The organism is Bacillus sp. FCW2 (genome assembly GCF_021228595.1).
Lineage (GTDB): Bacteria > Bacillota > Bacilli > Bacillales > Bacillaceae > Bacillus > Bacillus velezensis.
The window spans coordinates 2,379,882-2,405,302 of the sequence record NZ_CP089436.1 but is presented as its reverse complement, the minus strand read 5'-3'; the positions used below and the strand labels follow the sequence as shown (position 1 = coordinate 2,405,302).

General features: G+C 44.3%; 22 protein-coding genes. 18 read left to right on the top strand and 4 right to left on the bottom strand.

All coding sequences use genetic code 11. The features are described 5' to 3' along the window. Positions 1–71 precede the first annotated feature (71 nt). Positions 72–899: a teichoic acids export ABC transporter permease subunit TagG gene (gene tagG / locus K3G25_RS12075; protein ID WP_017418800.1), complete on the top strand. Its 828-nt coding sequence runs from the start codon at positions 72–74 to the stop codon at positions 897–899. A gap of 19 nt (positions 900–918) precedes the next feature. Continuing rightward, entirely contained in the window at positions 919–2,472 is a 1,554-nt protein-coding gene (tagH, locus tag K3G25_RS12070; RefSeq protein WP_029972833.1) for a teichoic acids export ABC transporter ATP-binding subunit TagH, read from the top strand. 34 nt (positions 2,473–2,506) lie between these two features. Here tagH and galU read toward each other — a convergent pair whose 3' ends face one another. Then, positions 2,507–3,385 carry a UTP--glucose-1-phosphate uridylyltransferase GalU gene (gene galU, locus K3G25_RS12065; RefSeq protein ID WP_015240700.1) on the bottom strand — a complete coding sequence of 293 codons (879 nt, stop codon included), beginning with the start codon at positions 3,383–3,385 and terminating at the stop codon, positions 2,507–2,509. A 277-nt stretch (positions 3,386–3,662) separates the two neighbouring features. Between galU and wecB the strand changes: the two genes are divergently transcribed. Further along, positions 3,663–4,802: a non-hydrolyzing UDP-N-acetylglucosamine 2-epimerase gene (gene wecB, locus K3G25_RS12060; protein ID WP_021494107.1), complete on the top strand. Its 1,140-nt coding sequence runs from the start codon at positions 3,663–3,665 to the stop codon at positions 4,800–4,802. A 51-nt stretch (positions 4,803–4,853) separates the two neighbouring features. Here wecB and K3G25_RS12055 read toward each other — a convergent pair whose 3' ends face one another. Further along, entirely contained in the window at positions 4,854–5,774 is a 921-nt protein-coding gene (locus tag K3G25_RS12055) for a polyisoprenyl-teichoic acid--peptidoglycan teichoic acid transferase TagU (RefSeq protein WP_021494106.1), read from the bottom strand. Between the two features lie 178 nt (positions 5,775–5,952). Here K3G25_RS12055 and K3G25_RS12050 point away from each other — a divergent pair, with 178 nt between their 5' ends. From K3G25_RS12050 to K3G25_RS11995, 12 genes are all read left to right on the top strand, one after another. After that, positions 5,953–6,255 carry a membrane protein gene (locus K3G25_RS12050; protein WP_017418804.1) on the top strand — a complete coding sequence of 101 codons (303 nt, stop codon included), beginning with the start codon at positions 5,953–5,955 and terminating at the stop codon, positions 6,253–6,255. A 22-nt stretch (positions 6,256–6,277) separates the two neighbouring features. Then, positions 6,278–8,395, top strand: coding sequence for a SpoIID/LytB domain-containing protein (locus K3G25_RS12045; RefSeq protein ID WP_029972831.1), 2,118 nt, complete (start codon positions 6,278–6,280; stop codon positions 8,393–8,395). A 25-nt stretch (positions 8,396–8,420) separates the two neighbouring features. Continuing rightward, positions 8,421–9,911, top strand: coding sequence for an N-acetylmuramoyl-L-alanine amidase LytC (locus tag K3G25_RS12040; RefSeq protein ID WP_021494104.1), 1,491 nt, complete (start codon positions 8,421–8,423; stop codon positions 9,909–9,911). Between the two features lie 253 nt (positions 9,912–10,164). Beyond that, positions 10,165–10,824, top strand: a complete 660-nt coding sequence (locus K3G25_RS12035; protein ID WP_017418807.1) for an exopolysaccharide biosynthesis polyprenyl glycosylphosphotransferase — start codon at positions 10,165–10,167, stop codon at positions 10,822–10,824. Between the two features lie 36 nt (positions 10,825–10,860). Further along, positions 10,861–12,309 (top strand): teichuronic acid biosynthesis protein TuaB, encoded by a 1,449-nt coding sequence (tuaB, locus tag K3G25_RS12030; protein ID WP_029972830.1) that lies wholly within the window; start codon positions 10,861–10,863, stop codon positions 12,307–12,309. After that, the gene (tuaC, locus tag K3G25_RS12025) at positions 12,306–13,502 is read left to right on the top strand and encodes a teichuronic acid biosynthesis protein TuaC (RefSeq protein ID WP_103526588.1); all 1,197 of its coding nucleotides are present in this window, start codon (positions 12,306–12,308) and stop codon (positions 13,500–13,502) included. The genes tuaB and tuaC overlap by 4 nt, the downstream gene beginning before the upstream one ends. Before the next feature lie 4 nt (positions 13,503–13,506). Beyond that, complete coding sequence (gene tuaD / locus K3G25_RS12020; protein WP_154817739.1) at positions 13,507–14,847, top strand: UDP-glucose 6-dehydrogenase TuaD; 1,341 nt, start codon at positions 13,507–13,509, stop codon at positions 14,845–14,847. Between the two features lie 67 nt (positions 14,848–14,914). Then, positions 14,915–16,402, top strand: coding sequence for a teichuronic acid biosynthesis protein TuaE (gene tuaE, locus K3G25_RS12015; RefSeq protein ID WP_061890856.1), 1,488 nt, complete (start codon positions 14,915–14,917; stop codon positions 16,400–16,402). After that, positions 16,399–17,079, top strand: a complete 681-nt coding sequence (gene tuaF, locus K3G25_RS12010) for a teichuronic acid biosynthesis protein TuaF (RefSeq protein WP_017418812.1) — start codon at positions 16,399–16,401, stop codon at positions 17,077–17,079. Before tuaE ends, tuaF begins: the two co-directional genes overlap by 4 nt. A gap of 23 nt (positions 17,080–17,102) precedes the next feature. Next, a complete protein-coding gene (tuaG, locus tag K3G25_RS12005; protein ID WP_232489321.1) occupies positions 17,103–17,861 on the top strand; it encodes a teichuronic acid biosynthesis protein TuaG in 759 nt (252 codons plus the stop codon). Positions 17,862–17,880: 19 nt separating this feature from the next. Continuing rightward, positions 17,881–19,077 carry a teichuronic acid biosynthesis protein TuaH gene (gene tuaH, locus K3G25_RS12000; RefSeq protein WP_174532387.1) on the top strand — a complete coding sequence of 399 codons (1,197 nt, stop codon included), beginning with the start codon at positions 17,881–17,883 and terminating at the stop codon, positions 19,075–19,077. Between the two features lie 132 nt (positions 19,078–19,209). After that, positions 19,210–20,286, top strand: a complete 1,077-nt coding sequence (locus tag K3G25_RS11995; RefSeq protein WP_003151382.1) for a glycosyltransferase family 4 protein — start codon at positions 19,210–19,212, stop codon at positions 20,284–20,286. Between the two features lie 89 nt (positions 20,287–20,375). Here K3G25_RS11995 and K3G25_RS11990 read toward each other — a convergent pair whose 3' ends face one another. Both K3G25_RS11990 and K3G25_RS11985 read right to left on the bottom strand, forming a co-directional pair. Further along, the gene (locus K3G25_RS11990; RefSeq protein WP_014419013.1) at positions 20,376–21,590 is read right to left on the bottom strand and encodes an LCP family protein; all 1,215 of its coding nucleotides are present in this window, start codon (positions 21,588–21,590) and stop codon (positions 20,376–20,378) included. A gap of 4 nt (positions 21,591–21,594) precedes the next feature. Beyond that, the gene (locus K3G25_RS11985) at positions 21,595–22,242 is read right to left on the bottom strand and encodes a YigZ family protein (protein WP_007614107.1); all 648 of its coding nucleotides are present in this window, start codon (positions 22,240–22,242) and stop codon (positions 21,595–21,597) included. 222 nt (positions 22,243–22,464) lie between these two features. Here K3G25_RS11985 and degS point away from each other — a divergent pair, with 222 nt between their 5' ends. The 3 genes from degS to K3G25_RS11970 all read left to right on the top strand — a co-directional run bounded on the left by degS (position 22,465) and on the right by K3G25_RS11970 (position 25,340). Then, a complete protein-coding gene (gene degS / locus K3G25_RS11980; RefSeq protein WP_007407484.1) occupies positions 22,465–23,628 on the top strand; it encodes a two-component sensor histidine kinase DegS in 1,164 nt (387 codons plus the stop codon). 76 nt (positions 23,629–23,704) lie between these two features. Then, positions 23,705–24,394 (top strand): two-component system response regulator DegU, encoded by a 690-nt coding sequence (gene degU / locus K3G25_RS11975; RefSeq protein ID WP_003219701.1) that lies wholly within the window; start codon positions 23,705–23,707, stop codon positions 24,392–24,394. A 97-nt stretch (positions 24,395–24,491) separates the two neighbouring features. Further along, the gene (locus K3G25_RS11970; RefSeq protein ID WP_003151387.1) at positions 24,492–25,340 is read left to right on the top strand and encodes a DegV family protein; all 849 of its coding nucleotides are present in this window, start codon (positions 24,492–24,494) and stop codon (positions 25,338–25,340) included. Positions 25,341–25,421: the final 81 nt, after the last annotated feature.

The window sequence follows — 25,421 nt, the reverse complement described above, 5'->3', positions numbered from 1 at the left end:
AAAAAAATTTGATTTCTGGTACAATTATCAGCGATGCTTTATAAAATCAAATCAACCTAAGGAAGATTAAAATGAATGCTGTAGTGAAAATACTAAAAGAGCAAGTAACATCATTTCCTTTAATCATGCGTTTAGCAGCCTACGAAACAAAGTCTAAATATCAAATGAATTATTTAGGCGTTTTATGGCAGTTTTTAAATCCTCTTATTCAAATGCTTGCTTATTGGTTTGTTTTTGGATTGGGGATCAGAAAAGGGGGGCCGATGGCTACAGGTGCCGGAGAAGTGCCTTTTATTTTGTGGATGCTTGCAGGTCTGATACCGTGGTTTTTTATAAGTCCGACAATATTAGACGGATCAAATAGTGTATTTAAAAGAATTAAAATGGTGGCTAAAATGAATTTTCCAATCAGTTCTTTGCCGTCTGTCGCCATCGCTTCTAATTTGTTCAGTTATGCAATTATGATGGTGATCTATATCATTGCATTGCTCGCCAGCGGAATCTATCCGAGCCTTCATTGGCTTCAATATATTTATTATTTTGTTTGTCTGATGGCTTTCTTATTTTCGTTCAGCTTGTTTAATTCGACAATCAGCGTGCTGATCCGAGACTATCAGTTTCTTCTGCAGGCAGTGACAAGACTTTTGTTTTTCCTCCTGCCGGTTTTTTGGGATATTAACTCAAAGCTGGGGGCAGCTCACCCGGAATTGGTTCCTGTCTTGAAGCTGAATCCGCTTTTTTATATAATTGACGGTTTCAGGAACAGCTTATTAGATGGTCAGTGGTTCTTTCAAGATGTGAAATATACACTGTATTTCTGGCTGTTCACCTTATTTTTGTTAACAGTCGGTTCTGTTTTACACATGAAATTCAGAGATAAGTTTATTGACTTTCTTTAATACGTAAGGAGATTGTACGATGAAACTAAAGGTTTCGTTTCGAAATGTTTCAAAGCAGTATCATCTTTATGAAAAACAGTCGGATAAAATAAAAGGTTTGTTTTTCCCTGCTAAAGATAACGGTTTTTTCGCTGTGCGAAATGTCTCCTTTGATGTATATGAAGGGGAGACAATCGGCTTTGTGGGAATTAACGGATCGGGTAAATCGACGATGTCCAATCTGCTTGCAAAAGTGATACCGCCGACAAGCGGTGAAATTGAAATGAACGGCCAGCCGTCGCTGATTGCGATTGCAGCCGGTTTAAATAATGCTTTGACGGGCCGGGATAACATAAGACTTAAATGTTTAATGATGGGGCTGACAAATAAAGAAATCGATGAGATGTATGAAAGCATAGTTGAGTTTGCTGAGATCGGTGATTTTATTAATCAGCCGGTGAAAAACTATTCAAGCGGTATGAAGTCCCGCCTTGGTTTTGCTATTTCCGTGCATATAGATCCGGATATTTTAATCATTGATGAAGCCCTCTCCGTAGGAGACCAGACATTTTATCAGAAGTGTGTTGACCGGATCCAGGAATTTAAAGAACAAGGAAAAACCATTTTCTTTGTGAGTCATTCCATTGGTCAGATTGAAAAAATGTGTGACCGTGTGGCTTGGATGCACTATGGTGAATTAAGAATGTTCGACGACACTGAAACCGTCGTCAAAGAGTACAAAGCATTTATCGATTGGTTTAATAAACTCTCCAAAAAAGACAAAGAGAAATATAAGAAAGATCAGGTTGCTGAACGTAAAAAAGAATCGCCTGAGCAGCAGGCAATTGTGAAGGAACAAAAGAAAAATAGTAAATCCGGATCAGCAGTCAATGCTATTCAAATTGCTATTTTATCAATACTGCTTGTGTTTATGGCAGGAACCATGTTTTTCAGCGCCCCGCTTCGTACTATCGCTTCCTTCGGTAAGATCGGATATCAAGATGATGTTAACAAGGGGAAAGACCAGATATTGGTGAACAAAAAAGGTTTCGTATTAAAAGACCAGACGCAGGCCTATAAAGATACAGAGCTGAAAAAAAAGGCGGACTTCCTTATTCCGTTCGGTGCTCAGGTGAAAGTGGTATCTGAAGACAGGCAATCAGCAAAGATTGAGGTCAATAATAAAACGTACTATATCCCGGAAAATGCAGCGGTCTATAACGAAAAAAGTTCAAATGTGAAAGCATCCGCTTTTTCTCCGTATGTAAAGCAGGGTGATACTGATCAACTTGTGTCACATCTCGGTGAGCGCGTTAATGATATTCAGCAAGAAATGAAAGAGCTGCAGAAAGAAGTAGTGAACGGCCGGGAGATGCTATATCTTAAAAATGGCGAGGTCAGTTATGTAGTGAATAATGGCAAGGCCGAGCAGCTTGTTTTCAGAGGAATATCAGCTATTACTCCGGCAGATCTATCCCTGAATAATAAAGATGTTATAAAGGGCAGCAGTGATCGGCAATTTATTGCGGCAAATGATAAATACGCTTTTATTATCAATAACGATAATCAAACTTTAACCTGCATTATAAAATAAAAAGCTGTTGGAATAAATCCAACAGCTTTTTTTCTTATAATTCATCTTTTCTTAACAGGTCTTCCATGAAAGGAATAAGGTGATCACGCAGTTCACGATCCTGCATCGCAAATTCTAATGTAGTGGTAATAAAACCTAGTTTTTCACCAACATCATATCTTTTGCCCTCAAAATCGTAAGCAAAAACCCGCTGGATTTCATTCAGCTTTTGAATAGCGTCTGTAAGCTGAATTTCCCCTCCGGCACCAATTTGCTGTTCTTCAAGATACATGAAGATTTCAGGAGTGAAGACATAACGTCCCAGTATTGCCAGATTGGACGGAGCAGTCCCTTGAGCCGGCTTCTCAACAAAGTTCTTCACCTGATATCTGCGGCCTTCACTTGTCAGCGGATCAATAATTCCGTAACGATGGGTTTCTTCTTCAGGCACTTGCTGAACCCCTATAATAGAAGAAAGTGTTTTTTCATATTCATCCATCAGCTGGCGAAGCCCTGGTTTTTCAGCTTGAACGATATCATCTCCGAGAAGGACGGCAAATGGCTCGTCACCGATAAAATTACGTGCGCACCAAACGGCATGTCCAAGACCTTTTGGCTCCTTTTGCCGGATATAATGAATGTCAGCAAGATTAGAGGCTTTTCGGACTTTTTCTAAGAGTTCGACTTTCCCTTTTTCTTCTAGGTTTCTTTCCAGCTCTGGTGAGTAATCAAAATGGTCTTCAATGGCTCTCTTGCTTTTTCCCGTAACAATAATAATGTCTTCAATACCCGCTTCAACCGCTTCTTCAATTATGTATTGAATCGTTGGTTTGTCTACAATCGGAAGCATCTCTTTCGGCATGGCTTTTGTTGCCGGCAGAAAGCGTGTCCCTAAACCTGCAGCGGGAATTATGGCTTTGCGTACTTTTTTCACTTTAAAGCACCTTCCTTAGCGTCACTTAAATATAAGTTAAGATATCTATACAGACTCAGGCTTGCTGATATTTTCTGTATACCCGATATTTCATTTTTAACACTTTTAATGATATAAGATAAACCATTATTAAACAAGTTTTATCCGTAAAGCCTTAATGATATATCCTTTTTCATTTATGGGAAAAATAATACAAGATATTTAACTGGCGGATCATATCGTGTAAAATGGGTTGATAATGAAAAATGATCACAAACTTGATACAGGAGAAAGAGATATGAAAAAACTTAAAGTCATGACGGTATTCGGTACAAGGCCTGAAGCGATAAAAATGGCGCCCCTTGTGCTCGAATTAAAAAAACGCCCTGAAATAGAATCATATGTCACTGTGACTGCCCAGCATAGACAAATGCTGGATCAAGTTCTTCACGCATTTCAAATTAAGCCTGACTTTGATTTGAATATTATGAAAGAACGGCAGACGCTGGCTGAAATTACTTCAAACGCCCTGGTAAAACTGGACGGCCTGTTTAAGGAAATCAAACCTGATATTGTTCTTGTTCATGGTGACACGACAACAACCTTTGCCGGAAGCCTTGCAGCTTTCTATCACCAGATTGCAGTCGGACATGTGGAGGCCGGATTGCGCACGGGCAACAAATATTCACCTTTTCCGGAAGAATTGAATCGCCAAATGACTGGCTCGCTTGCTGATATCCACTTTGCTCCGACTCAGCAAGCGAAGCAAAATTTGTTGAATGAGAATAAAAAAGAAAGCTCCATTTTTGTTACCGGAAATACAGCGATTGATGCTTTGCATACAACGGTTCACTCTGAATACTCCCATAATATTATTGAAAAAATCGGCAATGACAGAATGATTTTACTGACGGCGCATCGCCGGGAAAATTTAGGTCAGCCGATGGAACTTATGTTTAAAGCCATCCGCCGGATCGCAGATGAATTCAGCGATGTGCAAGTCGTTTATCCGGTACACCTGAATCCCGCTGTACGTGAAGCTGCTGATAAGCACTTTGGTGATTCGGAGCGCGTCCATTTAATTGAACCTCTTGAAGTGATTGATTTCCACAATTTTGCGTCAAGGTCGTATTTTATTTTAACTGATTCAGGAGGCGTTCAGGAGGAAGCTCCTTCCTTAGGAAAGCCGGTTCTCGTATTGCGCGATACGACTGAACGGCCCGAAGGAGTGGAGGCGGGCACTCTGAAATTAGCCGGTACTGATGAAGAAACGATTTATCAGATGGCAAAACAGCTGCTGACAGACAAGCAGGAATATGAAAAAATGTCGCGGGCATCTAATCCCTATGGAGATGGCATGGCGTCAAGAAGGATTGCTGAGGGGCTGCTCTATCAATTCGGACTGCGTTCAGAGCGTCCTGATTCTTTCGAGGTGTAACAAAAAAGCAGCTCCGCATAATGTATGCGAAGCTGCTTTTTCTGCATTAGTTTAAAGGTTGAGGCTACTTCTCAATTCTTTAGTAATGGAAGCAAGACCGTTTTCATCTGCTTTATAATAGTAAATTCCGTTGATTTTAGTGCCGTCACCCTTCAGCTCATGCTGAATCACTTTCTTGCGGGCATCTTTATAGCCGGATTGAATATCCCACATATCATCAAAGGTTAAATTCGTTTTTACATTGTTCTCTACTACTTTAAACATATCTCCGAATTTCGTGACAGAAGAGATACTTGCCCCTTTATTGATAATACCCTCTATAATCTGCCGCTGTCTGTCTTGGCGCCCGAAATCCCCTTTAGGATCTTCTTTTCTCATTCGTGAGTAAGCGAGGGCTTCATCACCGTTTAATGAAATATTGCCTTTGCTGAAGTAATAACCGTCATAGTTGAAAGCGAATGTACTGTTGACAGTGATGCCTCCTAAAGTGTCAACGACATCTTTAAAGCTTTCCATATTTACTTTAATGAAATAATCTACAGGAAGGTTCAAGAAATTCTCCACAGTATCTACTGCCATTTGCGTACCGCCAAATGCATATGAATGATTGATTTTATCCATCGTGCCTTTGCCGATAATTTTTGTATAAGTGTCACGCGGAATACTGACCATTTCCGTTGTTTTTGTCTTTGGATTGACAGTAAGGTAAATGAGCGAGTCGGCTCTTCCTTTATCATTTTTACGTTCGTCCACTCCCATGATCAAGACAGAGAACGGTTCTTGTTTATTTATTTTCACCTCAGTGCTGCGTTTATTCGATTTGTTAATGTCTTCGTGAATACTGGCGACGGTTGATGCCGCTTTATGCCATAGATAGTATGTAAAGCCGCCGGAAACTAAAATAAAAATGCCGATGATTGTCAGAAAGACCAGTAACAAAGTCTTTTTCTTTTTTCTTCGTTTACTTCTCATCTCAATACACCCCATCTGTTTTAAATTGGAAATCGAACTCCCAGTAAATTCAATATTTTATAATAGAATACAATAAATCCTAATATAGTCGAATGTTATCGAAAAAAGTTTCAATGTTTCTTAATTTTTCTTTAAAATAGATAATATATTGTCGATAATCCATAATGAGGTGAAAAAAATGAAAAAAATTTTTGGATGTTTGTTCTTTATACTGCTTCTCGCCGGGTGCGGAGTTAATAATGAAAAATCTCAGGGCGAGGATGCGGGTGAAAAGCTGGTAACGAAAGAGGGCACTTATGTAGGACTGGCGGATACTCATACAATAGAAGTCACTGTGGATCATGAACCGGTAAGTTTTGATATCACTGAAGAATCAGCCGACGATGTTAAGAATTTGGATAATGGCGACAAAGTGACAGTAAAATATCAAAAAAATAGCAAGGGACAGCTTATGCTGAAGGATATCGAACCGGCAAATTAATGAATAGGGGGACGCTGTAATCTTGAAAACTTGCAAACATTTAATAGGACTGACTCTAGCTGTTGTTATATTGCTTATACCGGCGGTTTCCTTTGCGGCAGATTCAAATATATCTGTTAAGCTGACAAATTACATAGGAAATCAATCAAGCATTTCTTTATCTCCAACCGGTTTTTATCAGGTTACCGGTGATCATGTGTCTGTAACCAACCGCTTTTCGGGGGCATCCCGATATGAGACGGCGGCTCTTGCATCTGACTCCCAATGGACGAATCCTAAAACCGTTATTCTCGTCAATCGTGATGTTTTTATCGATGCATTACCAGTAATTCCTCTGGCAAAAAAATTGGATGCGCCGGTGTTATTTACACAGCCGGACACTTTAACAAAAACAACAGAAAAACAGATTGCTAAGTTCAATCCCGATAATATTCTGGTCATCGGCGGGGCTAAAAGTATTTCAAAGGACGTTGAAAATAAGCTTAAGTCTTATGGAGCTGTGAAAAGAATCAGCGGGAAAAACCGTTATGTTCTGTCTGAAAACATTGCAAAACAAATGGGAAATTACGATAAAGCAATTGTTGTAACAGGTAATGTTTTTCAAGACGCTTTAGCCATTGCTCCGTATGCCGCTGCAAACGGCTATCCCATTCTACTGACTGAAAAGGATAAATTGCCGGATTATGATCTTCCGAAGCAAGTCTTAATTATCGGGAGTTCGTTCAGCGTGAGTGATGCTGTAGAAAATCAAATTAAAAAAACTTCAACTGTGCAGCGAATACCCGGATCAACACGGTATGAATTGACTGCTAATATCATTAATCAGCTAAAGTTGAAGGCTGATAAAGTCGTCATGACTAATGGAACGAAATATGCTGATGTCCTGGTTGGCGCTTCTTTAGCCGCCAAAAAAAACAGCCAAATATTATATATCAAACAAGATGATGTTCCTTCAGCAGCTAAATCAGTGACAAAAGAGAAGGCGTCGTATGCATACGACTTTATCGGAAGTACAAGCTCCATTTCCGCCGGGGTTGAAAATGAGCTTTCAAACCATTTTTACTTAGCCGGCGGAAGCACATACAACTTACAAATCAATAATGGAAAGTTAAATCTTAATCATATTAAAACATATGGGAATTCATTGAGAATAAAACCGGAAACGTACAATGAATCCAACCGGATCAGTTTGAATGGAAAAGAATACTTGGGGACGGTTAATTTTTCAATAGAGTCAGGCAAATATATCAGACCTGTAAATGAAAACATTCCTTTTGAAGATTATTTAAAAGGTGTCGTACCGAATGAAATGCCTGCAAGCTGGTCTCTTGAAGCGCTGAAGGCGCAAACGGTTGCGGCAAGAACATACTCAATTACGAAGACCGGGAGCACTGTTGCTGATACTACTGCTTTTCAAGTATATGGCGGGTACAGCTGGAATGCCAATACAACGAAAGCGGTGCAGCAGACAAAAAATAAGGTGCTGACTTACAAAGGGAATTTAATTACGGCGGCTTATTCATCGAGTAATGGCGGTTATACAGAATCAAGCGACGAAGTATGGGGTTCAAGCGTTCCTTATTTAACTGCGAAAAAAGACACAAAAGATCCTCAAACTGCCTGGAGTCTGACGCTTTCTAAGCAGCAAATCAATCCGGATTCAATTGATGTAAATAAGCCGGCCTCTTGGTTTGCTTCAAAGAATGAGACAAATGCAGCTCAACTGAGCGGTATTAAAAATTGGATTCTGAAAAATAAGGAAACAGGCGCTTCCGCCATTAAAATTTTAAAAATAGAAGATCTTACATTCAGCGGAACAACTAAAGGACAGCGGGCTAAAACAGCAACTTTGAAAGTGAATTACGCTGTCAAACAAAACAATGGAAATTACGAGGCAAATAAAACATCTGCAATGACTGTGCCGGTGACTGAATTGAGAACGATGATCGGAGCCTCCGTGTTTAAAAGCACTTATGTGACCGTCAGTCAAAACAGTTCTGCTTTTACAATCAGCGGAAAGGGATATGGACACGGCATCGGCATGAGCCAGTACGGCGCTAAGGCAAGAGCGGATTCAGGAGATTCATATAGTTCAATTTTAAAATTTTATTATCCGGGCACTACATTGACTGACTATTAAATAAACGAGAGCAGGAGGAAGGCAATTGCGTTCTTATCTTAAAGTCCTGATCATTTCTATGCTGGGACTCATCTTATTTATCCCGTCAGCCTTAGCTGACAACGCGGTTAAAAGAGTAGGGGGAAGCAACAGGTACGGTACGGCTGCTGCGCTTTCCAAGCAGGTGTATTCAACAGCGAGTACAGCTGTTGTCGTCGGCGGAGGTTCGTATGCAGATGCTATATCCGCTGCCCCGATGGCATATCAGAAAAATGCGCCGCTGCTTTACACAAACAAAGATAATTTGTCATCAGAGACGAAAACCCGTCTGAAAGAATTAAAAACAAAAACGGTCATTATCGTCGGCGGAACGCCTGCTGTGTCAGCAAATACAGCAAATCAAATCAAAGCGCTCGGCATCAGTGTTAAGAGAATTTCAGGAAGCAACCGATATGATACGGCAGCTAAAGTAGCAAAGGAAATGCCTGCCGCCTCAAAAGCCGTTATTGCAAACGGATTTTTATATGCTGACGCAATAGCTGCAATTCCATATGCCGCAAAGAACGGATATCCAATTTTGTTTACGAATAAAACAGCTATCAACAGTGCCACAGCAGGAGCTATAAAAAGCAAGGGGATCAAAAGCTCTATTGTAGCAGGGGGAACCGGGAGCATAAATGCCTCTGTCTTTAAGAAACTCCCTTCTCCAAAAAGAATCAGCGGAAGCAATCGATACGAACTTGCGGCCAATCTAGTTCAGCAATTAAATCTTCCGACAGGCAATGTATTCGTCAGCAATGGTTTCGGGTATGCAGACTCCATAGCGGGTGCTGCTCTTGCTGCAAAGAAAAAACAATCTATCATTCTGACAAACGGCAGCAATCTTTCAAAAGAAACAAGAGTCTTTATCGGGAGAAAAAAATTAAGCAGCTTTACCATTATTGGGAATACCCCGGCTGTCAGCTCAAATGTTGCAAACCAGCTGAAAAATCCGGCAGCGGGAAAAACAATTTTAATTGATCCGGGTCATGGAGGGAAAGATTCCGGTTCTATAGGTAACGGCATTTTAGAAAAAGACGTCAATCTTGATATCGCTAAAAGGCTGAATACAAAATTAAATGCTTCAGGTGCTCTGCCGGTCATGACGAGGTCTAATGATACATTTTATTCCTTGCAGGAAAGGGTAAATAAAGGTGCAACCGCAGGAGCGGATTTATTCATCAGCGTTCACGGCAATGCAAATGATGCAACTTCTGCAAACGGAACTGAGACCTACTATGATGAGACATATCAAGCCGCTGCAAGCAAACGCCTGGCAGGACAAATTCAGCCTAAGGTTGTTAATGCATTAAAAACAAGAGACAGAGCGGTTAAAACAGCGCCATTCTATGTCATTAAGTATTCCAAAATGCCTAGTGTATTAGTAGAGACGGCTTTTATTACGAATCCGTCTGATGCAAGTAAATTAAAGCAAGCATCCTATAAGGAAAAGGCAGCTGCAGCCATCAATGATGGAATCGTGTCTTATTATAAGTAAAACTTTTATATATTTGTGTACGAGCCTGCTGGTCAAAATTGATCGGCAGGCTTTTTCGTTGTTTTCCGCTCATAATGATCCTTTTCAATTATAGTAGCGGCCGTTTATGGATATGAATAGATTTACAATAAAAAAACAATAATCAAAACATTCTAATAAACATTAACGCTTCCTTTACTTCCAATTAACATCCATCTGCTAAACTCACGGCATAGGTCATCAAACATCCCAACAAATCGTGAGGTGTGTGTCAGTGGGAGCAGAGAAAAGCATGAATGTAAATAATAACTATGCAGTGCGGCAGGGGACTTCCGCTGCCGTTACGGAAAGAACGGCCCGTTATTTGGCTTTTAAGCGATTCATGGACATTGTGTTTGCGCTTGCGGGGCTTTTGGCGGCGCTCCCGGTGGTGGGCCTGTTCTCCATACTGATTCGTCTGGAGTCGCCCGGCCCGGCTTTTTATAAGCAGGAGCGGGTAGGCAAAGACGGGAAGCCGTTTTATTTGTATAAGCTCCGCTCTATGAAAATAGATGCTGAAAAATCGGGGGCGGTCTGGGCGCTGAAAAAGGATCCCCGCGTGACAAAGGTCGGCGCTTTTATCAGAAGGACCCGTATTGATGAGCTGCCGCAGCTGGTAAATGTGCTTCGGGGAGAAATGAGCCTGATCGGCCCGCGTCCCGAGCGGCCCGTGTTTACGGAACAGTTTCAGGCTGAGATTCCGGGGTTTACGGAGCGGCTGGCCGTTAAGCCGGGATTAAGCGGGTGGGCGCAGGTCAACGGGGGATATGACATGACACCGAGGGAAAAACTGATGTTTGACTTATACTATATCCGCAACCTGACCTTTTCATTGGAACTGAAGATTATGCTCAAAACGTGCAAAGTGATCTGGACCGGTGACGGGGCGCGATAAAAATTCTGGTCAGCAGACAAAAAAGTAGGGAAAACGATGCCTAGTATTACAAATCAAATCTTGAGCGGCGCCAAATGGACAAGTATTTCGACAGCGTGTATTACGGTCATTCAAATCATCCAATTCGCCCTGCTCGGGCGGGTCATGTCACTGGCTGAATTCGGTCTTGTCGGCATGATCACAACGGTAGTGGTGTTTGCCCAAATTGCGCTTGATATGGGTTTTGGCGCCGCGCTCATTCAAAAAGATCATGTGACTGATAAACAGATGTCTTCCTTGTACTGGCTGAATATCATAACGGGGCTTGCGCTGTTTGCGCTGCTGTTTTTCAGCAGTCCGCTCATCGCCGATTTTTATCGGCGGGAGGAGCTTGTCTATTTAATCCGCGTGCTGGCCGTCATGTTTTTAATCGCGCCGATCGGTCAGCAATACCAGTATATGCTGCAAAAAGCGCTGGCATTTAACACGTTAAGCAAGATTGAAATCTTTTCAAATGTGCTGTCCTTCGTGTATTTGGCGGCCGCGGTTTTTTATACGGACCCGATTCTCGCCTATGTGATTTCTCAGGTGCTGCTGCAATCGTCAAAAGGCATTCTGTACTGGATGTCCTGCAGAAAAACATGGAGACCGGCGTTGGTTTTTGATCTGAAAGGAATGAAAGGCTTCTTTTCTTTCGGGGCCTTTCAGCTGTCTTCCCGGCTTGTGAACCGGCTCGGAGCGAATATTGATATGATTCTGATCGGCAGTTTTATCGGCGCCGAGGCGCTCGGCATTTACAATCTGGCCTACCAGATTGTCACGCTTCCGGTATTAAAAATTAATCCGATCATTACGAGAGTTGCGTTTCCCGTCTTTGCGAAAAACAAGCATGAAAACAGCGTTATCAGAGAAGGATTTCTTAATATGACCAAAATACTGGCGCTGATATCCTTTCCGCTTTTGCTCGGTTTGGTTTCAGTGTCGGATGCATTCGTGGCTTCGGTATTCGGAGAAAAATGGCTGGCGGCTGTCCCGGTTTTAAACGTTCTCGCCATCGTCGGGATTTTAAGGGTCCTGATGAATCCGAACGGATCTGTGCTGCTCGCAAAAGGGCGGGCCGATCTGGCGTTTTATTGGGACGCCGGGGTGATGCTGCTGTATGGTGCATCTTTGTACGCCGCCGTGCTGTCCGGAAATCTCTTGACGGTAGCCTGGACGTACGCTTTCATCAGCATCCTGAATTTCCTGATCGGGCGCTGGCTGTTGGCATATGTCATTAAGCTGCGTCTGTCGGCTTACTTCAAAGCCGTGGCCAAACCGTTTCTCCTTACGGCGGCAATGGGTGTCATCGCCTTTACAGCCAGCTTCGGCACGGAGCGGATCAGCCTTGATGTCAAGCTGCGTCTGGCAATCTCCGTAGTCTGCGGCGCGTTGTGTTATTTATTCCTGTTAGGAAAAGCTTATCCGCATATGAAAAGTAAATTAAGAAAAGGACGTTTGCTATGAAGGTATTGTGGATGACAAGTGTATATCCGAGCAGTGAGAAGCCGGGAGAAGGGGTTTTTCATGAGACGCAGGCCCAAGAACTGAGAAAGCTTGGCGCGGAGATGACCGTCATTTGTCCGCGGCCGAAACTTGCCGCGCCATTCCGGGTGCTGAAAAAGACATATCGGAAAAAGGATATCAGGCCGGCACATGAATGGCGGAAAGGCGTGTCCGTCCACCGGCCTTTTTATCAGGCGGTTCCCGGGCAGCTGAAATGGGCGCAGCCGCATAAAAGAATGGCGTCATCGGTTCTTTCCGCGATTAAAAATCAAGGCCTGAAGCCCGATCTGATTCACGCGCATTTCGCCATGCCGTCAGGCGGAGCGGCCGCCATTGTGTCAAAGGCTTTAGGCATTCCGTATGTGCTGACCTTGCATGGCAGTGATGTCAATGTCTATCCGCATTACAGCAAAAGCGCTCATCGCGCATTTACATTTGCGGTGCGGGAAGCAGCCGATATTTACGCTGTGAGCGGCAGTCTGCGGGAACAAATGAAAAAGCTCATCGAAGCGGAGTGCAGCGTGCTTCCGATCGGCATCACGCTTGACGCCTTCCGAAAAAGGAACGAGACGAAAGAAGCCGTCAGAAAACGGCTCGGCCTTCCTCCGGATAAAAAACTGATCGTGTTCATCGGCAGGCTTGTCAAAGAGAAAGGTGTTTTCGACTTATCAAAAGCCGTTCAGTCATTGGATGAAAATTATGAAGCTGTCTTTGTCGGTGACGGTCCCGCCGCATCTTCATTGCGTGAAGCCGCTCATATCGTCACGGGGCAAGTGCCGAACGACAAGGTACAGGACTATCTGCTGGCCTCGGATGTAATGGCGCTGCCGTCCTACAGCGAAGGCATGCCGACTGTGGTCATTGAGGCGCTCGCTCTGAAGGTGCCGGTAATCTGCACCGATGTCGGAGGATTGGCTTCTTTATTCGGGAAACACCGGGGGTTGCTGATCAAGCCGGGTTCACCTGAGACGCTGGCAGAATCGATTCTGCGATATGACGGAGGAGAGGCTTGGACGCCGCAAACAGCCGAGGAACTTTATCAAACCGTCCGCACGTATTTTGACGCAAGCCAAAACGCGAAAGCGCTGAAAGAGAAATACCGATCCGTAATGAACCGGGCCGGGCAAGAGGAGAACCTTTCGAAAGAGGGATGAAGCTGTGAAAAAAATCGCTGTATTAGGAACAGGGTATGTAGGTCTTGTATCTGGAACTTGTTTTGCGGAAATCGGCCATCATGTGACTTGCTGTGACATCAATGAAGCGAAAATCAGAAGCTTGCAAAACGGAGTCATCCCGATATATGAACCGGGGCTTGAGGAATTAGCCGAAAAAAATGTCAGTGCCGGGCGGTTATCCTTTACGGCCGATATTGAGCCGGCTGTGAAAGCCGCTGATATCATCTATATCGCCGTCGGTACGCCGATGTCAAAGACGGGTGAAGCCGATCTGACCTACATTAAGGCAGCGGCGCAAACAATCGGAGAACAGCTGAACGGATACAAAATCATTGTCACCAAAAGCACTGTTCCGGTCGGGACGGGAAAGCTCGTTTACCAAATCGTCAGCGAAGCGTCAAAGGGAAAATATCCGTTTGATGTCGCGTCAAATCCTGAATTCCTCCGCGAAGGTTCGGCGGTGCGGGATACGATGCAGATGGAGCGGGCGGTTATCGGCGCCACAAGCGAACATGCCGCTTCGGTCATTGAAGAGCTTCATAAGCCGTTCCGTACGAAGATCGTAAAGACCAATCTTGAAAGCGCGGAAATGATTAAGTATGCCGCAAATGCTTTTTTAGCCGCCAAAATATCTTTTATTAACGATATCGCCAATATTTGCGAACGTGTCGGGGCGGACATTTCCCACGTGTCAGAAGGCGTCGGTCTTGACAGCCGGATCGGGAATAAATTTCTGCAGGCGGGCATCGGATTCGGCGGATCCTGCTTTCCGAAGGATACAACGGCTTTATTGCATATCGCAAACACCGCCGGCTATCCGTTTCAAATGATGGAAGCCGTCATTGAAACCAATCAGAAGCAGCGGGTCCGTATTACGGAAAAATTGAAGCGCGCCATCGGGCCCTTAAAAGGGAAAACCGTGGCCGTACTGGGGCTGGCCTTTAAACCGCACACAAATGACGTCCGCTCCGCCCCGGCTCTTGATATCATCACAAGTCTTACAGAGCAGGGCGCTCACGTGAAAGCGTATGATCCGATCGCGATTCCCGAAGCGTCAGCGATATTAGGAGACGGCGGCATTGAGTATCACACAGAGCTGTACAGTGCCATCAAAAACGCGGACGCATGCCTGATTACAACAGATTGGCCGGAAGTCAAGGAGATGGATCTTCAGAGAGTGAAGCAGCTGCTCAAACAGCCGGTCATCATTGACGGCAGAAATATGTTTCCGCTGGAGTATATGAGGGTTTCAGGATTCACTTATCATTCCGTCGGACGTCCGGCGGTTCATGCCGATCGGCAAATAAAAGAACTGGCAAGATAGAAAAAGATTTGTCTTCAGGCTCTCGGCAGCCCGGCTCGGCTGCCGGTTTTGGAAAGGGGTTTGCCATGTGAGTATCAAATGTTCAGCGGCACATGTTCTTGTGCTGCTTGCCGCTCTCATTACAGGAGGATTCATCATGCTGGAGGCGGTCAGGGCGGATGCCGGCTTCGGAAAAATCACCGTGCTGCTGCTTGCCGCCATGATCGGCATTGCCGGACTTGCTTTGCTATCCGCCTTTACAACAAACGGTCAGATGTTTATGGGGCTCATTTATGTACTGATCGCGTGTACATTTTTAAACCAGGCCTTCTTTGCGGTCCATCTCGGATTTTTCAGCTTATTTATATACCGGCTGTTATTAATCGGAGCGGGCGCCCTTCACATCGCCGGCATCCTGACAAACCGTTATCATATTGACAGATGGAATCGGGTGAATGTAAAAGGGATTCTGATGTTTTTCGCCTTATGGTTTACATACGGTCTCCTATCGTTATTGTGGGCAAAATCCGTGACGTACGGGATTAAATATTTAGCTTTAATGGGAATGGGCATGTTTCTGATTTATCTTATTGTCATGTTCATTCAGCGCTTTGATCAGCTGATGGTTTTTTACGGCATATGGCTTGTGATGACCATTTTTGTGATGGCGATCGGCTTTTACAACCATTTTACACACCACCATCTGCCGAGCTCCACGCTTTATAACGGCCCGCAGTACAAACAGCATTATCCGACGTCCGTTTTCTTTAATCAAAATGATTTCGCGACGTTTTTGTGCATCAGTTTCTTTCTGTATGCGGCGGCGGTGAAAAATATGAAAAACGGCTATGTGAAGGCCGTCAGCCTGCTCTTTGCGATCTGCGCTTTGTATTTAATCATTTTGACCGGTTCGCGCGCGAGCCTGCTGGGCATATGCGCGGGGGCGGCTGTATACGTCTTCATCCTGCTGCCTTCCCTGTTGAAAAAACTCGCGCTGTACGCTGCGGGAGCGGGTGCGGCGCTGTTTGCGGTTTTATTTGCGGGCCGTATCACCAATGCCGTCTTGAATCTGTTTTCAGCTCCGCAGGCGATGCCGGGACAGCAACCGCTTCCTTCCAACCTCGCGAGGGCGAATCTTTTAAAGAACGCCTTTCACTATGTGATTGATTCCTGGGGGTTCGGAGTGGGTGCCGGAAACGTCTCTTACTATTTAAAAGCGGAGCCCGTTTATGATACGGGCGGCGTAGTTGAGGTGCACAACTGGCTCGTCGAGATTATGGCGAACTTCGGCGTGCTTACGATGCTCGGTTACCTGACAGTCTATTTGTTCCTTTTTTGGACACTTTATAAATGTCATGAAAGAAAATCGGAAAATCAGTCAAGACTGGTCACAGAAGGACTTATCACGGCGATGGCCGGTTTTTTGGTAAGCAGCATCAGCCCAAGCTCCGTATCAAATTTATTTTTCCACTGGGTATTTCTCTCGCTCGTGATCGCGGCGGTCAATATATTGAGGCGTTTACAAAAGGAGCCTGCCGTCACGGCGTACTATGAAAAACAGGGAGATGCGAGATGAAGGATATGTTGACAAGAATAACCCGGCGTATCAAAAAGAATATCATTTGGATCATTGCGCTGCCCGTTGTGTTAGGGGCGGCGGGATATGTATTGCCGTCAAAAATCAGCGGAAACAGCAGTTTTACATCAGAAGCCGCGATCGCCGCGGGAAATTATGATCATCCGCTTTATAACAATACAAAAGAAATCCCGCTCCTTTTGACGAGCGATGCCTTTTTAAAGCAGGCTTTGCCTGATAAAACAGACGAAGAAAGAGCGGCCGTGAAAAGTAAACTGACTGTCGAAACACAATCAGATTCATTGATCACGGTCAGCTACAGCGGCCAAAACAAACAGGAGACCGAATCGGTGTTTCAAGCCGTCATAAAAACTTTTCTGAAGAATGACCAGGACCTGTTTGAAAAACGGGCAAAAGTAGTGCGGCAGAGTATTGCTGCGCTTGAAGGAGAAACCGTCAGCGCGGACGCCAAAGTGGATAAGGAACGATTTTTATACGAATTGAAAAATACGCAGCTGAACCTGAAAGCGGCCGGCGTCATCAATTCAGAGCCGATGAATGAAACGGCGGGACAAGGCATGCCGCCGAAAAAGAAAGCGGTTCTGGGCGTTTTAATCGGCATTGCAGTTGCATTTATGTTCATTGTCATTCCTGAGTTTTTTAGAGAGTCCTTGTAAAAATCTGCGATGGAGATGTGACCATGACAAACTGGAAACCTTTCGTATCTGTCATTACACCGTCTTATAACGCAAGTGAATATATCGAAGACACGATTCAGTCCGTTTTACATCAAAGCCACCCGCATTGGGAAATGATTATCGCGGATGATTGTTCAACGGACGGAACGAGAGATATTTTACGGCAATATGAACAAAAGGATGAGCGGATCCGCGTCGTTTATTTAGAGAAAAACGGGGGAGCCGCGGCTGCCAGAAATACAGCCCTTAAACATGCCAAGGGCCGTTATGTCGCATTTCTGGACAGCGATGACAGATGGAAAAAGGAAAAGCTTCAAAAACAGCTTGCGTTTATGGCAGAGCGGTGCTGCGCTTTTTCATTTACGGGCTACAGCGTCATGGAGCAGGACGGAACGCCGACGGACAAAACGATTCAAGCCCCTGAAAGCCTGTCATATGATGATGCTTTAAAAAACACGATTATCGGATGTTTAACGGTCATGATTGACAGAGAGCAGACGGGGCAGATTCAAATGCCTGATATCAGAACGCGGCAGGATTTAGCGACATGGCTTTCCCTGCTGAAAAGGGGATTTACGGCTTACGGCCTGAATGAGTGCCTTTCAGAATACAGGCTTGTGCAGAATTCGATTTCAAGCAACAAGTGGAAAGCCGCAAAAAAAACGTGGTTTGTTTATAGAGAAATTGAGCGCCTGCATTTTATCAAGGCTTCGTGGTGTTTTATGCAATATGCGAAAAACGCGGTCTTGAAAAGACTGTAGGCGTCAGAGGAGCTGGGTGATGAAGGTGGAACCGATTATTCACGTAATCGTCGGAGCGGCGGAATGGGGGCATGACCGGCTGAGATACAGACGGCACCGGCTGGCTGAATTTCTCGCCCGGCAAAAAGAAACGAAAAGCGTCATTTGGGTATGCCCGTCTCCGCGAGCCAATGATGGTCAGATGGCCGGGATCGCCGAGGGAATCCGGCAGTTCAGTGTAAAGGATCTCATGCAGCAAAAAGCTTTCCGCTTCGGCAGGTATACAGACATGTGCTACAGGCATAAGCTTTCACCATTGTTGAACATGCTGAAGGAAGAAGGAGAAGGGGCCCGCTGCTGCTTATGGTACACCTTCCCCGGTTTTCCGCTGCTGGCAGATCTGTTTCCTTGGGATGAAGTGATTTACGATTGCAGTGATCTGTGGGCCGCTCCGATCAGCGGCCGGTCCGGAGTTCTGTCAAATGTTAGAAGAAACATCATTAAACAAGCGGAAATGAGAATCATACAGCGTGCCGATTCCATTACGTGTACATCTGACTGTCTGCACCAAGAGGTCGGAAAAAAGCTGGAGAATCCGCACCAGAAAGTGTTCACCATTGAAAACGGAGTGGAATATGACCTGTTTTCACGGGAAAATAAACAGCCGGATGAAGACATTTTACGGGGACGGAACGGAACGGTTCTCGGTTTTATCGGCGGAATCAAACCGAAGCTCGATTTTGCGCTTATGGCGGAAACGGCAAATTTGAGGCCTGACTGGACGATTTTATTGGTAGGCCCTAACACGGCTCAGGACGATCCGGATTTCAAGTCGCTTCTGGAGCGTCCGAATGTCATCTGGACGGGACCTGCCGCGCCGAATGAAGTGCCGTCCTATATGCAGCTTGTCGACATCGGCATCATGCCGTATAAAAATTCACCTTATAATGATGCGGTATTTCCGCTCAAGCTTTTTGAATTTTTAGCCGCCGGGAAACCGGTTGTCGGCTGCAACCTTTCTTCTACGTCAAAAATCAAAAGGCCTTTCGTCTATGAATACGTTGAAGGCAGTGACCCCGCAGATTTCATCGCGGCCTGCGACGCGCTTCTGGCAGCGGACCGCAGCGGATCATATGAGGCTTTGCGCCGTGAATTGGCCCGGAGACGGGATTGGAATGTTTTATTCGGCCGAATGCTCGAATGCACGGGTATATTGAAAAATGCGCAATCCCATTAAAAGGGAAAGCGCATTTTTTGATTTGCGTGTTTCTTTTTGATGATGCTTGTTATAATAACTAGTAAGAATTATAATGGAAGGAACGGTTCAATATCAGAAAAGACTTCATATAATTCCAAAGGAGACTTCTTTATGCTTGACGAACGCATGTTTCGCATAGTTGTTGCGTTTTTTGTCTCTCTGCTAACGGTTTTAATCCTAACTCCTATCGTAAAAAAAATTGCGATCAAAATAGGTGCAGTTGACCAGCCCAGCAACCGAAAAGTACATGATAAAATAATGCCCCGTATGGGCGGCTTGGCCATCTTTATCGGCGTAGCGGCGGGTGTGCTCGCGGCCGGCATATATAATGAAACGAAAATGACCGCCATCACAGTGGGTGCGTTTATTATTGTTATTTTAGGAATCCTTGATGATAAATACCAATTAAGCGCAAAGGTAAAGTTTTTCGTCCAGCTGGCCGTGGCCATTATGATTGTGAGCACGGGACTGAAAATGGACTTTTTCTCCGTACCGTTTTTAACGGAACGTTTAGAATTGGGATGGGTCGCTTACCCGCTGACTGTGTTATGGATCGTCGGTATTACGAACGCGATGAACCTGATTGACGGTTTGGACGGACTCGCTGCCGGCCTGTCGGTCATCGGACTCTCCACTATCGCCGTTATGGCGTTGTCCGGAGGGAAAATCCTTATTCTGTCACTTTCACTTGTCGTGATAGGAAGCACACTCGGATTTTTATTTTATAATTTTCACCCGGCAAAGATATTTATGGGAGATACCGGATCGCTCTTTCTCGGATACGTCATCTCAGTACTCTCATTATTAGGTCTTTATAAAAGTGTTACTTTATTCAGTATCATCATTCCGATCATCATTTTGGGCGTGCCGATTTTTGATACGACATTCGCCGTCATCAGGCGGATTTTAAACAAACAGCCGATCTCAGCGCCTGATAAGTCACATATACACCACCGGCTGATGGCCTTCGGGCTGTCACACCGCACGGCTGTCATTATCATTTATTTAATCGGCTTTATTTTCAGCGTCAGTGCCATCCTGCTGAAAAGCGCGACCATTTGGCTTTCGCTGTTTATTATTTTTGTATTGATTGTATTTATGCAAATCATAGCAGAGGTCACAGGGTTAGTAAATGAACAATTCAAACCATTTACCAAATTTTACAAAAGATTGGTAAAGAAAAATTAAAAAGAGCAGATCATGCGAATGGTCTGCTTTTTTACTATTCTCTTATTATATAAAAAAACCCGATCCTGCTCAAAGGATCGGGTTTACTCTTAATAGCCTGTTGTGCCGCCGGACTGTGTGCTGTCCGTACCGTTTGCACCAGCAGTACCGTTGGTTGAGTCGGTTGTGCCGCCTGTTCCTGTGCCGCCGGAAGTTGAATCGGTTGTGCCGTCTGTTCCCGTGCTGTCGGAAGTCGAATCAGTCGTACTGTCCGTTCCGGTGCTGTCAGAAGCAGGATCGGACGCCGTGCTGCTTCCGGATGGGTAATCCAAATGTTTCTGCAATTCCTGCCGTATTTTTTCGAGATTGGTCGGATCTGGTTGGAAATAATATGTTCCGCGCGTAGTTGCAGTTCCGCCTAAATATAAATCTGATCCTGTTATGGTCAGTGTATCAATCTTCTTACTGGTAAAGCCGCTGTAAATCTGCTGAAGAGCGAGTCCTTCAGTGATTCGGATATTCGTTTGGACGTTGTTGCTCGCTGTTTCAGCGATTTTATCGATTTTAGCAATATTTCCAGCTCTGGACATTTGGTCGATCAGTGCATTTAGGATTTGCTTTTGGCGGTCATTCCGGCCGAAGTCTCCGCGCTTATCCTGTTTTCTCATCCGCGCATAAGCCAAAGCCTGCTCACCGTTCAAATGCATGTTTCCTTTCTTGAAATAGATCCGTTTCTTTTTACTGACGTCACTCATCTCGTCGAAGTCAAAAGGCACTTTTACATCGACCCCGCCTACCTCATCAATAACATCCTTAAAGCCATTGAAGTCGACAGTGACATATTTATCAATCGGTATGTCTAATAAATCTTCTACGGTTGACACGGTTTCATCCGCTCCGCCCTTAGCAAAAGCCGCATTGATTTTTGATTTTTTACCGGTTGTGTCGCCGGCAAGCGTCACCCGCGTATCACGCGGAATACTCAGCATTTTCATTGTTTTATTTCTCGGATCAAGGGTAACGACAATAAGGGAATCTGATCGTCCGCCTTTTCCGCTGGTGGCATAATTTTCGATCCCCATAAACAAAATGGAGAACGGTTTTTTCTTCATATTGATGACTTTATCCCGCAATTTTGATTTGTCTCCGCGGGAAAGGGCATCATATGCATTATCTGCCGCATTGATCGTTTTGTATACTTTGTATCCGCCAAACCCGGCAGCGACTAACAAAACGAGGGTAAGCAGCAGCAAAATCCGTTTGAATATGATCTTTCGTTTGCTTTTCTTTTTCTTTCGAACACGCACTCTTACACGTTCAGCCATTACATTAGTCTCCTTTAGGGCTGACGTCTGTTTCTAAATACGTCAGTTCTCCCTCTGTATTCTTACTCTTGCCGTTCGTCAGTTCTGTCATCCATTTGATAAACTCGTCTTTGTCTTTTTCTTCAACGTACGTTTCAAATTCGACATGATCCGCATAATGGATATCTTTCAGTAAAAAAACTGATTCTCTCAGTTCGTTCTCTATCTTGCCGAGCCACGTATAATCCGCTGATGTATGCATAATCCGCATCAGCTTCCGCTCCGTAACTCCTATATGATTTAAGCCTTCAGACACTGACTTCCCATATGCACGAATCAATCCGCCTGCACCGAGCTTTATTCCGCCGAAATACCGGGTAACCACCGCGCAGGTATCTTTCAGACCGCGTTTTTTCAGCACTTCCAGCATGGGGACGCCGGCTGTGCCGCTTGGTTCTCCGTCATCATTCGCCTTTTGTATATGGTCGGTTTCGCCGATCAGATAAGCTGAGCAGTTATGAGTCGCATTCCAGTGCTGTTTTTTTATCTTTTGTATAAATTCCTGCGCTTCCTCTTCAGAAGCAGCACGGCTCAGGTGACAGATAAAACGCGATTTTTCAATCACAATCTCATGTTCACCCGTTTCTTTAACTGTTAAATAGCTGTGCAGCATGATTGCTGGACCCTCCTGACAAGCATTAAAAGACTTGTTTCTACAAATTCGAACAGACTTTAGAATTTTTGCGCATATTTTGGTATCATGAAAGAGTAAGATACTATATAAAAATGTTTTTTTCTAGAATATACGCATTCTTTCATTATAATTCGACATAAATTGCAGTTCAATTACATTTATAATAAAAATACATAACAACACCGTTACGGAGGGAGACAGATGAATAAATCGAAGATGGACTCCAAAGTTTTGGATTCTATACTTATGAAAATGCTGAAAACCGTGGACGGGAGTAAGGACGAGGTTTTTCAAATCGGAGAGCAGTCGCGCCAGCAATATGAGCAGCTGGTCGAAGAACTCAAACAGATCAAACAGCAGGTCTACGAAGTCATTGAGCTGGGCGACAAACTTGAAGTTCATACGCGGCACGCACGAAACCGCTTGTCTGAAGTAAGCAGAAATTTCCATAAGTTCAGCGAAGAAGAAATTCGCAACGCCTATGAAAAGGCGCACAAACTTCAAGTGGAACTGACGATGATCCAACAGCGTGAAAAGCAGCTGCGGGAGCGCAGAGATGATTTAGAACGCCGGCTTTTAGGGCTTCAGGAAATCATTGAACGGTCAGAATCGTTGGTCAGCCAAATAACCGTCGTTCTGAATTACCTGAATCAAGACCTTCGCCAAGTGGGGCTTCTTCTTGCCGATGCGCAGGCTAAACAAGATTTCGGTTTAAGAATCATTGAAGCCCAAGAGGAAGAAAGAAAAAGAGTTTCCAGAGAAATTCATGACGGTCCCGCGCAAATGCTGGCAAATGTCATGATGAGATCGGAATTAATTGAACGGATCTTCCGCGACCGCGGCACGGAGGACGGATTTCAGGAAATCAGAAATCTGCGGCAGAATGTGCGGAATGCCCTTTACGAAGTCAGAAGGATTATATATGATTTAAGACCGATGGCATTGGACGATCTCGGGCTGATTCCGACACTGAGAAAATATCTTTATACAACTGAAGAATACAACGGAAAGGTGAAAATACATTTTCAGTGCATCGGAGACACGGAGAACCAAAGGCTTGCCCCGCAATTTGAAGTGGCGCTTTTCCGTCTCGCTCAGGAAGCCGTCACAAATGCACTCAAGCATTCAGAATCAGAGGAAATTACAGTAAAAGTGGAAGTAACCGCTGATTTTGTCGTTCTTATCATTAAGGACAACGGAAAAGGTTTTGATATTAAGGATGCTAAACAAAAGAAAAACAAGTCATTCGGCTTGCTGGGAATGAAAGAAAGAGTAGATCTGCTTGAAGGAACGATAACGATAGACTCTAAAATAGGTCTTGGGACATTTATCATGATTAAGGTTCCGTTATCTCTCGGCCTATAATTTGTTAAATAGAGCCAAAAGACATATTGACCGAACAGCGGCGTATATAGAACAATAGGATAAGGAGGCGTAGCGTGTGACTAAAGTAAATATTGTTATTATCGACGACCATCAACTATTCCGTGAGGGTGTAAAAAGAATATTGGATTTTGAACCTACCTTTGAAGTGGTAGCAGAAGGTGACGATGGAGATGAGGCGGCTCGAATCGTCGAGCATTATCATCCCGATGTTGTCATAATGGACATCAATATGCCGAATGTAAATGGAGTAGAGGCTACTAAACAGCTTGTTGAGCTGTACCCTGAATCTAAGGTGATTATCCTCTCCATCCATGATGATGAAAACTATGTGACTCATGCTTTAAAAACAGGTGCAAGAGGCTATCTCCTGAAAGAGATGGACGCAGATACTTTAATCGAAGCAGTGAAAGTGGTAGCCGAGGGAGGTTCTTACCTTCACCCGAAAGTAACCCACAATCTTGTCAACGAATTCCGCCGTCTTGCGACAAGCGGAGTTTCTGCTCATCCTCAGCATGAGGTTTACCCGGAAATCCGGAGACCATTACATATATTAACGAGACGGGAATGTGAAGTGCTGCAAATGCTTGCAGACGGAAAAAGCAACCGCGGAATCGGTGAATCATTGTTTATCAGTGAGAAAACAGTGAAAAATCACGTGAGTAATATTTTGCAGAAAATGAACGTTAATGACCGGACACAAGCCGTTGTCGTAGCCATTAAAAACGGCTGGGTAGAGATGCGTTAGTCATGTGTGAGAAGACTTGCCTGTTAAGGCAAGTCTTTTTTTACAGCTGCATATCTATTAAAATACTTATTAAGTACTTAATAAGGCAGGTAAAGTGATGAAGATTGCAGTTGTAACAGACAGTACAGCATATATTCCGAAAGAGATGAGAGAAGAACATCATATTCATATGATCCCTCTCCAAGTGGTTTTCGGTGAAAAAACATTCCGCGAAGAAACAGAACTCGACTGGAGAAGTTTTTATAAAGAAGTAAAAAATCATGATGAGCTGCCGACTACGTCCCAGCCTTCTTTCGGTGAATTAATCGCATTGTACGAAGAACTGGGCAAAACATATGACGCAGTCATAAGCATACATTTGTCCAGCGGAATCAGCGGAACTTATAACAGCGCCGCCTCGGCAAACACTATGGTTGATCATATTAAAGTTTATCCCTTTGATTCAGAGATCAGCTGTTTGGCACAAGGTTTTTATGCATTAAAGGCAGCACAGCTCATTAAAGACGGTGTTGACTCACCGGAAGAGATTATAAAAGAGCTGGAAGAAATGAAAAAAACAGTCCGTGCGTATTTTATGGTGGACGATTTATCACACCTCCAGCGGGGCGGGCGTCTAAGCAGCGCTCAGGCTTTTATCGGCGGTCTGTTAAAGGTAAAGCCTATTCTTCATTTTGACAATAAGGTAATTGTTCCTTTTGAGAAGATTCGGACACGCAAAAAAGCGATTTCGAGAATTTTTGAGCTGTTTGGGGAGGATGCAAGTAAAGGAATCCCGATGCGGGCAGCTGTCATCCATGCAAACAGGGAAGAAGAAGCGGCGGATATTATACAGGAGTTAAGCGGTAAATATCCTCATGTCGAATTCTATAACAGCTATTTCGGTGCCGTGATCGGAACCCATTTGGGGGAAGGCGCCATCGGAATCGGCTGGTGCTTTAAAAACTAAGTGAAAATCTCCGTTTTCAAGGGCGGAGATTTTTTTATTATTAAGTTTTCGTGATTCGACAAAAAAATTCCCGGCAGGCAT

Excerpts from the sequence above, each read along its gene's own strand:
- tuaH (WP_174532387.1), top strand. The coding sequence starts at position 17,881 with ATGAAGGTGGAACCGATTATTCACGTAATCGTCGGAGCGGCGGAATGG.
- K3G25_RS11995 (WP_003151382.1), top strand. The coding sequence starts at position 19,210 with ATGCTTGACGAACGCATGTTTCGCATAGTTGTTGCGTTTTTTGTCTCT.
- K3G25_RS11985 (WP_007614107.1), bottom strand. The coding sequence starts at position 22,242 with ATGCTGCACAGCTATTTAACAGTTAAAGAAACGGGTGAACATGAGATT.
- tuaF (WP_017418812.1), top strand. The coding sequence starts at position 16,399 with ATGAAGGATATGTTGACAAGAATAACCCGGCGTATCAAAAAGAATATC.
- K3G25_RS11990 (WP_014419013.1), bottom strand. The coding sequence starts at position 21,590 with ATGGCTGAACGTGTAAGAGTGCGTGTTCGAAAGAAAAAGAAAAGCAAA.
- tuaG (WP_232489321.1), top strand. The coding sequence starts at position 17,103 with ATGACAAACTGGAAACCTTTCGTATCTGTCATTACACCGTCTTATAAC.
- degS (WP_007407484.1), top strand. The coding sequence starts at position 22,465 with ATGAATAAATCGAAGATGGACTCCAAAGTTTTGGATTCTATACTTATG.
- tagH (WP_029972833.1), top strand. The coding sequence starts at position 919 with ATGAAACTAAAGGTTTCGTTTCGAAATGTTTCAAAGCAGTATCATCTT.
- tuaC (WP_103526588.1), top strand. The coding sequence starts at position 12,306 with ATGAAGGTATTGTGGATGACAAGTGTATATCCGAGCAGTGAGAAGCCG.
- tuaB (WP_029972830.1), top strand. The coding sequence starts at position 10,861 with ATGCCTAGTATTACAAATCAAATCTTGAGCGGCGCCAAATGGACAAGT.
- tagG (WP_017418800.1), top strand. The coding sequence starts at position 72 with ATGAATGCTGTAGTGAAAATACTAAAAGAGCAAGTAACATCATTTCCT.
- K3G25_RS12050 (WP_017418804.1), top strand. The coding sequence starts at position 5,953 with ATGAAAAAAATTTTTGGATGTTTGTTCTTTATACTGCTTCTCGCCGGG.
- K3G25_RS11970 (WP_003151387.1), top strand. The coding sequence starts at position 24,492 with ATGAAGATTGCAGTTGTAACAGACAGTACAGCATATATTCCGAAAGAG.
- K3G25_RS12055 (WP_021494106.1), bottom strand. The coding sequence starts at position 5,774 with ATGAGAAGTAAACGAAGAAAAAAGAAAAAGACTTTGTTACTGGTCTTT.
- wecB (WP_021494107.1), top strand. The coding sequence starts at position 3,663 with ATGAAAAAACTTAAAGTCATGACGGTATTCGGTACAAGGCCTGAAGCG.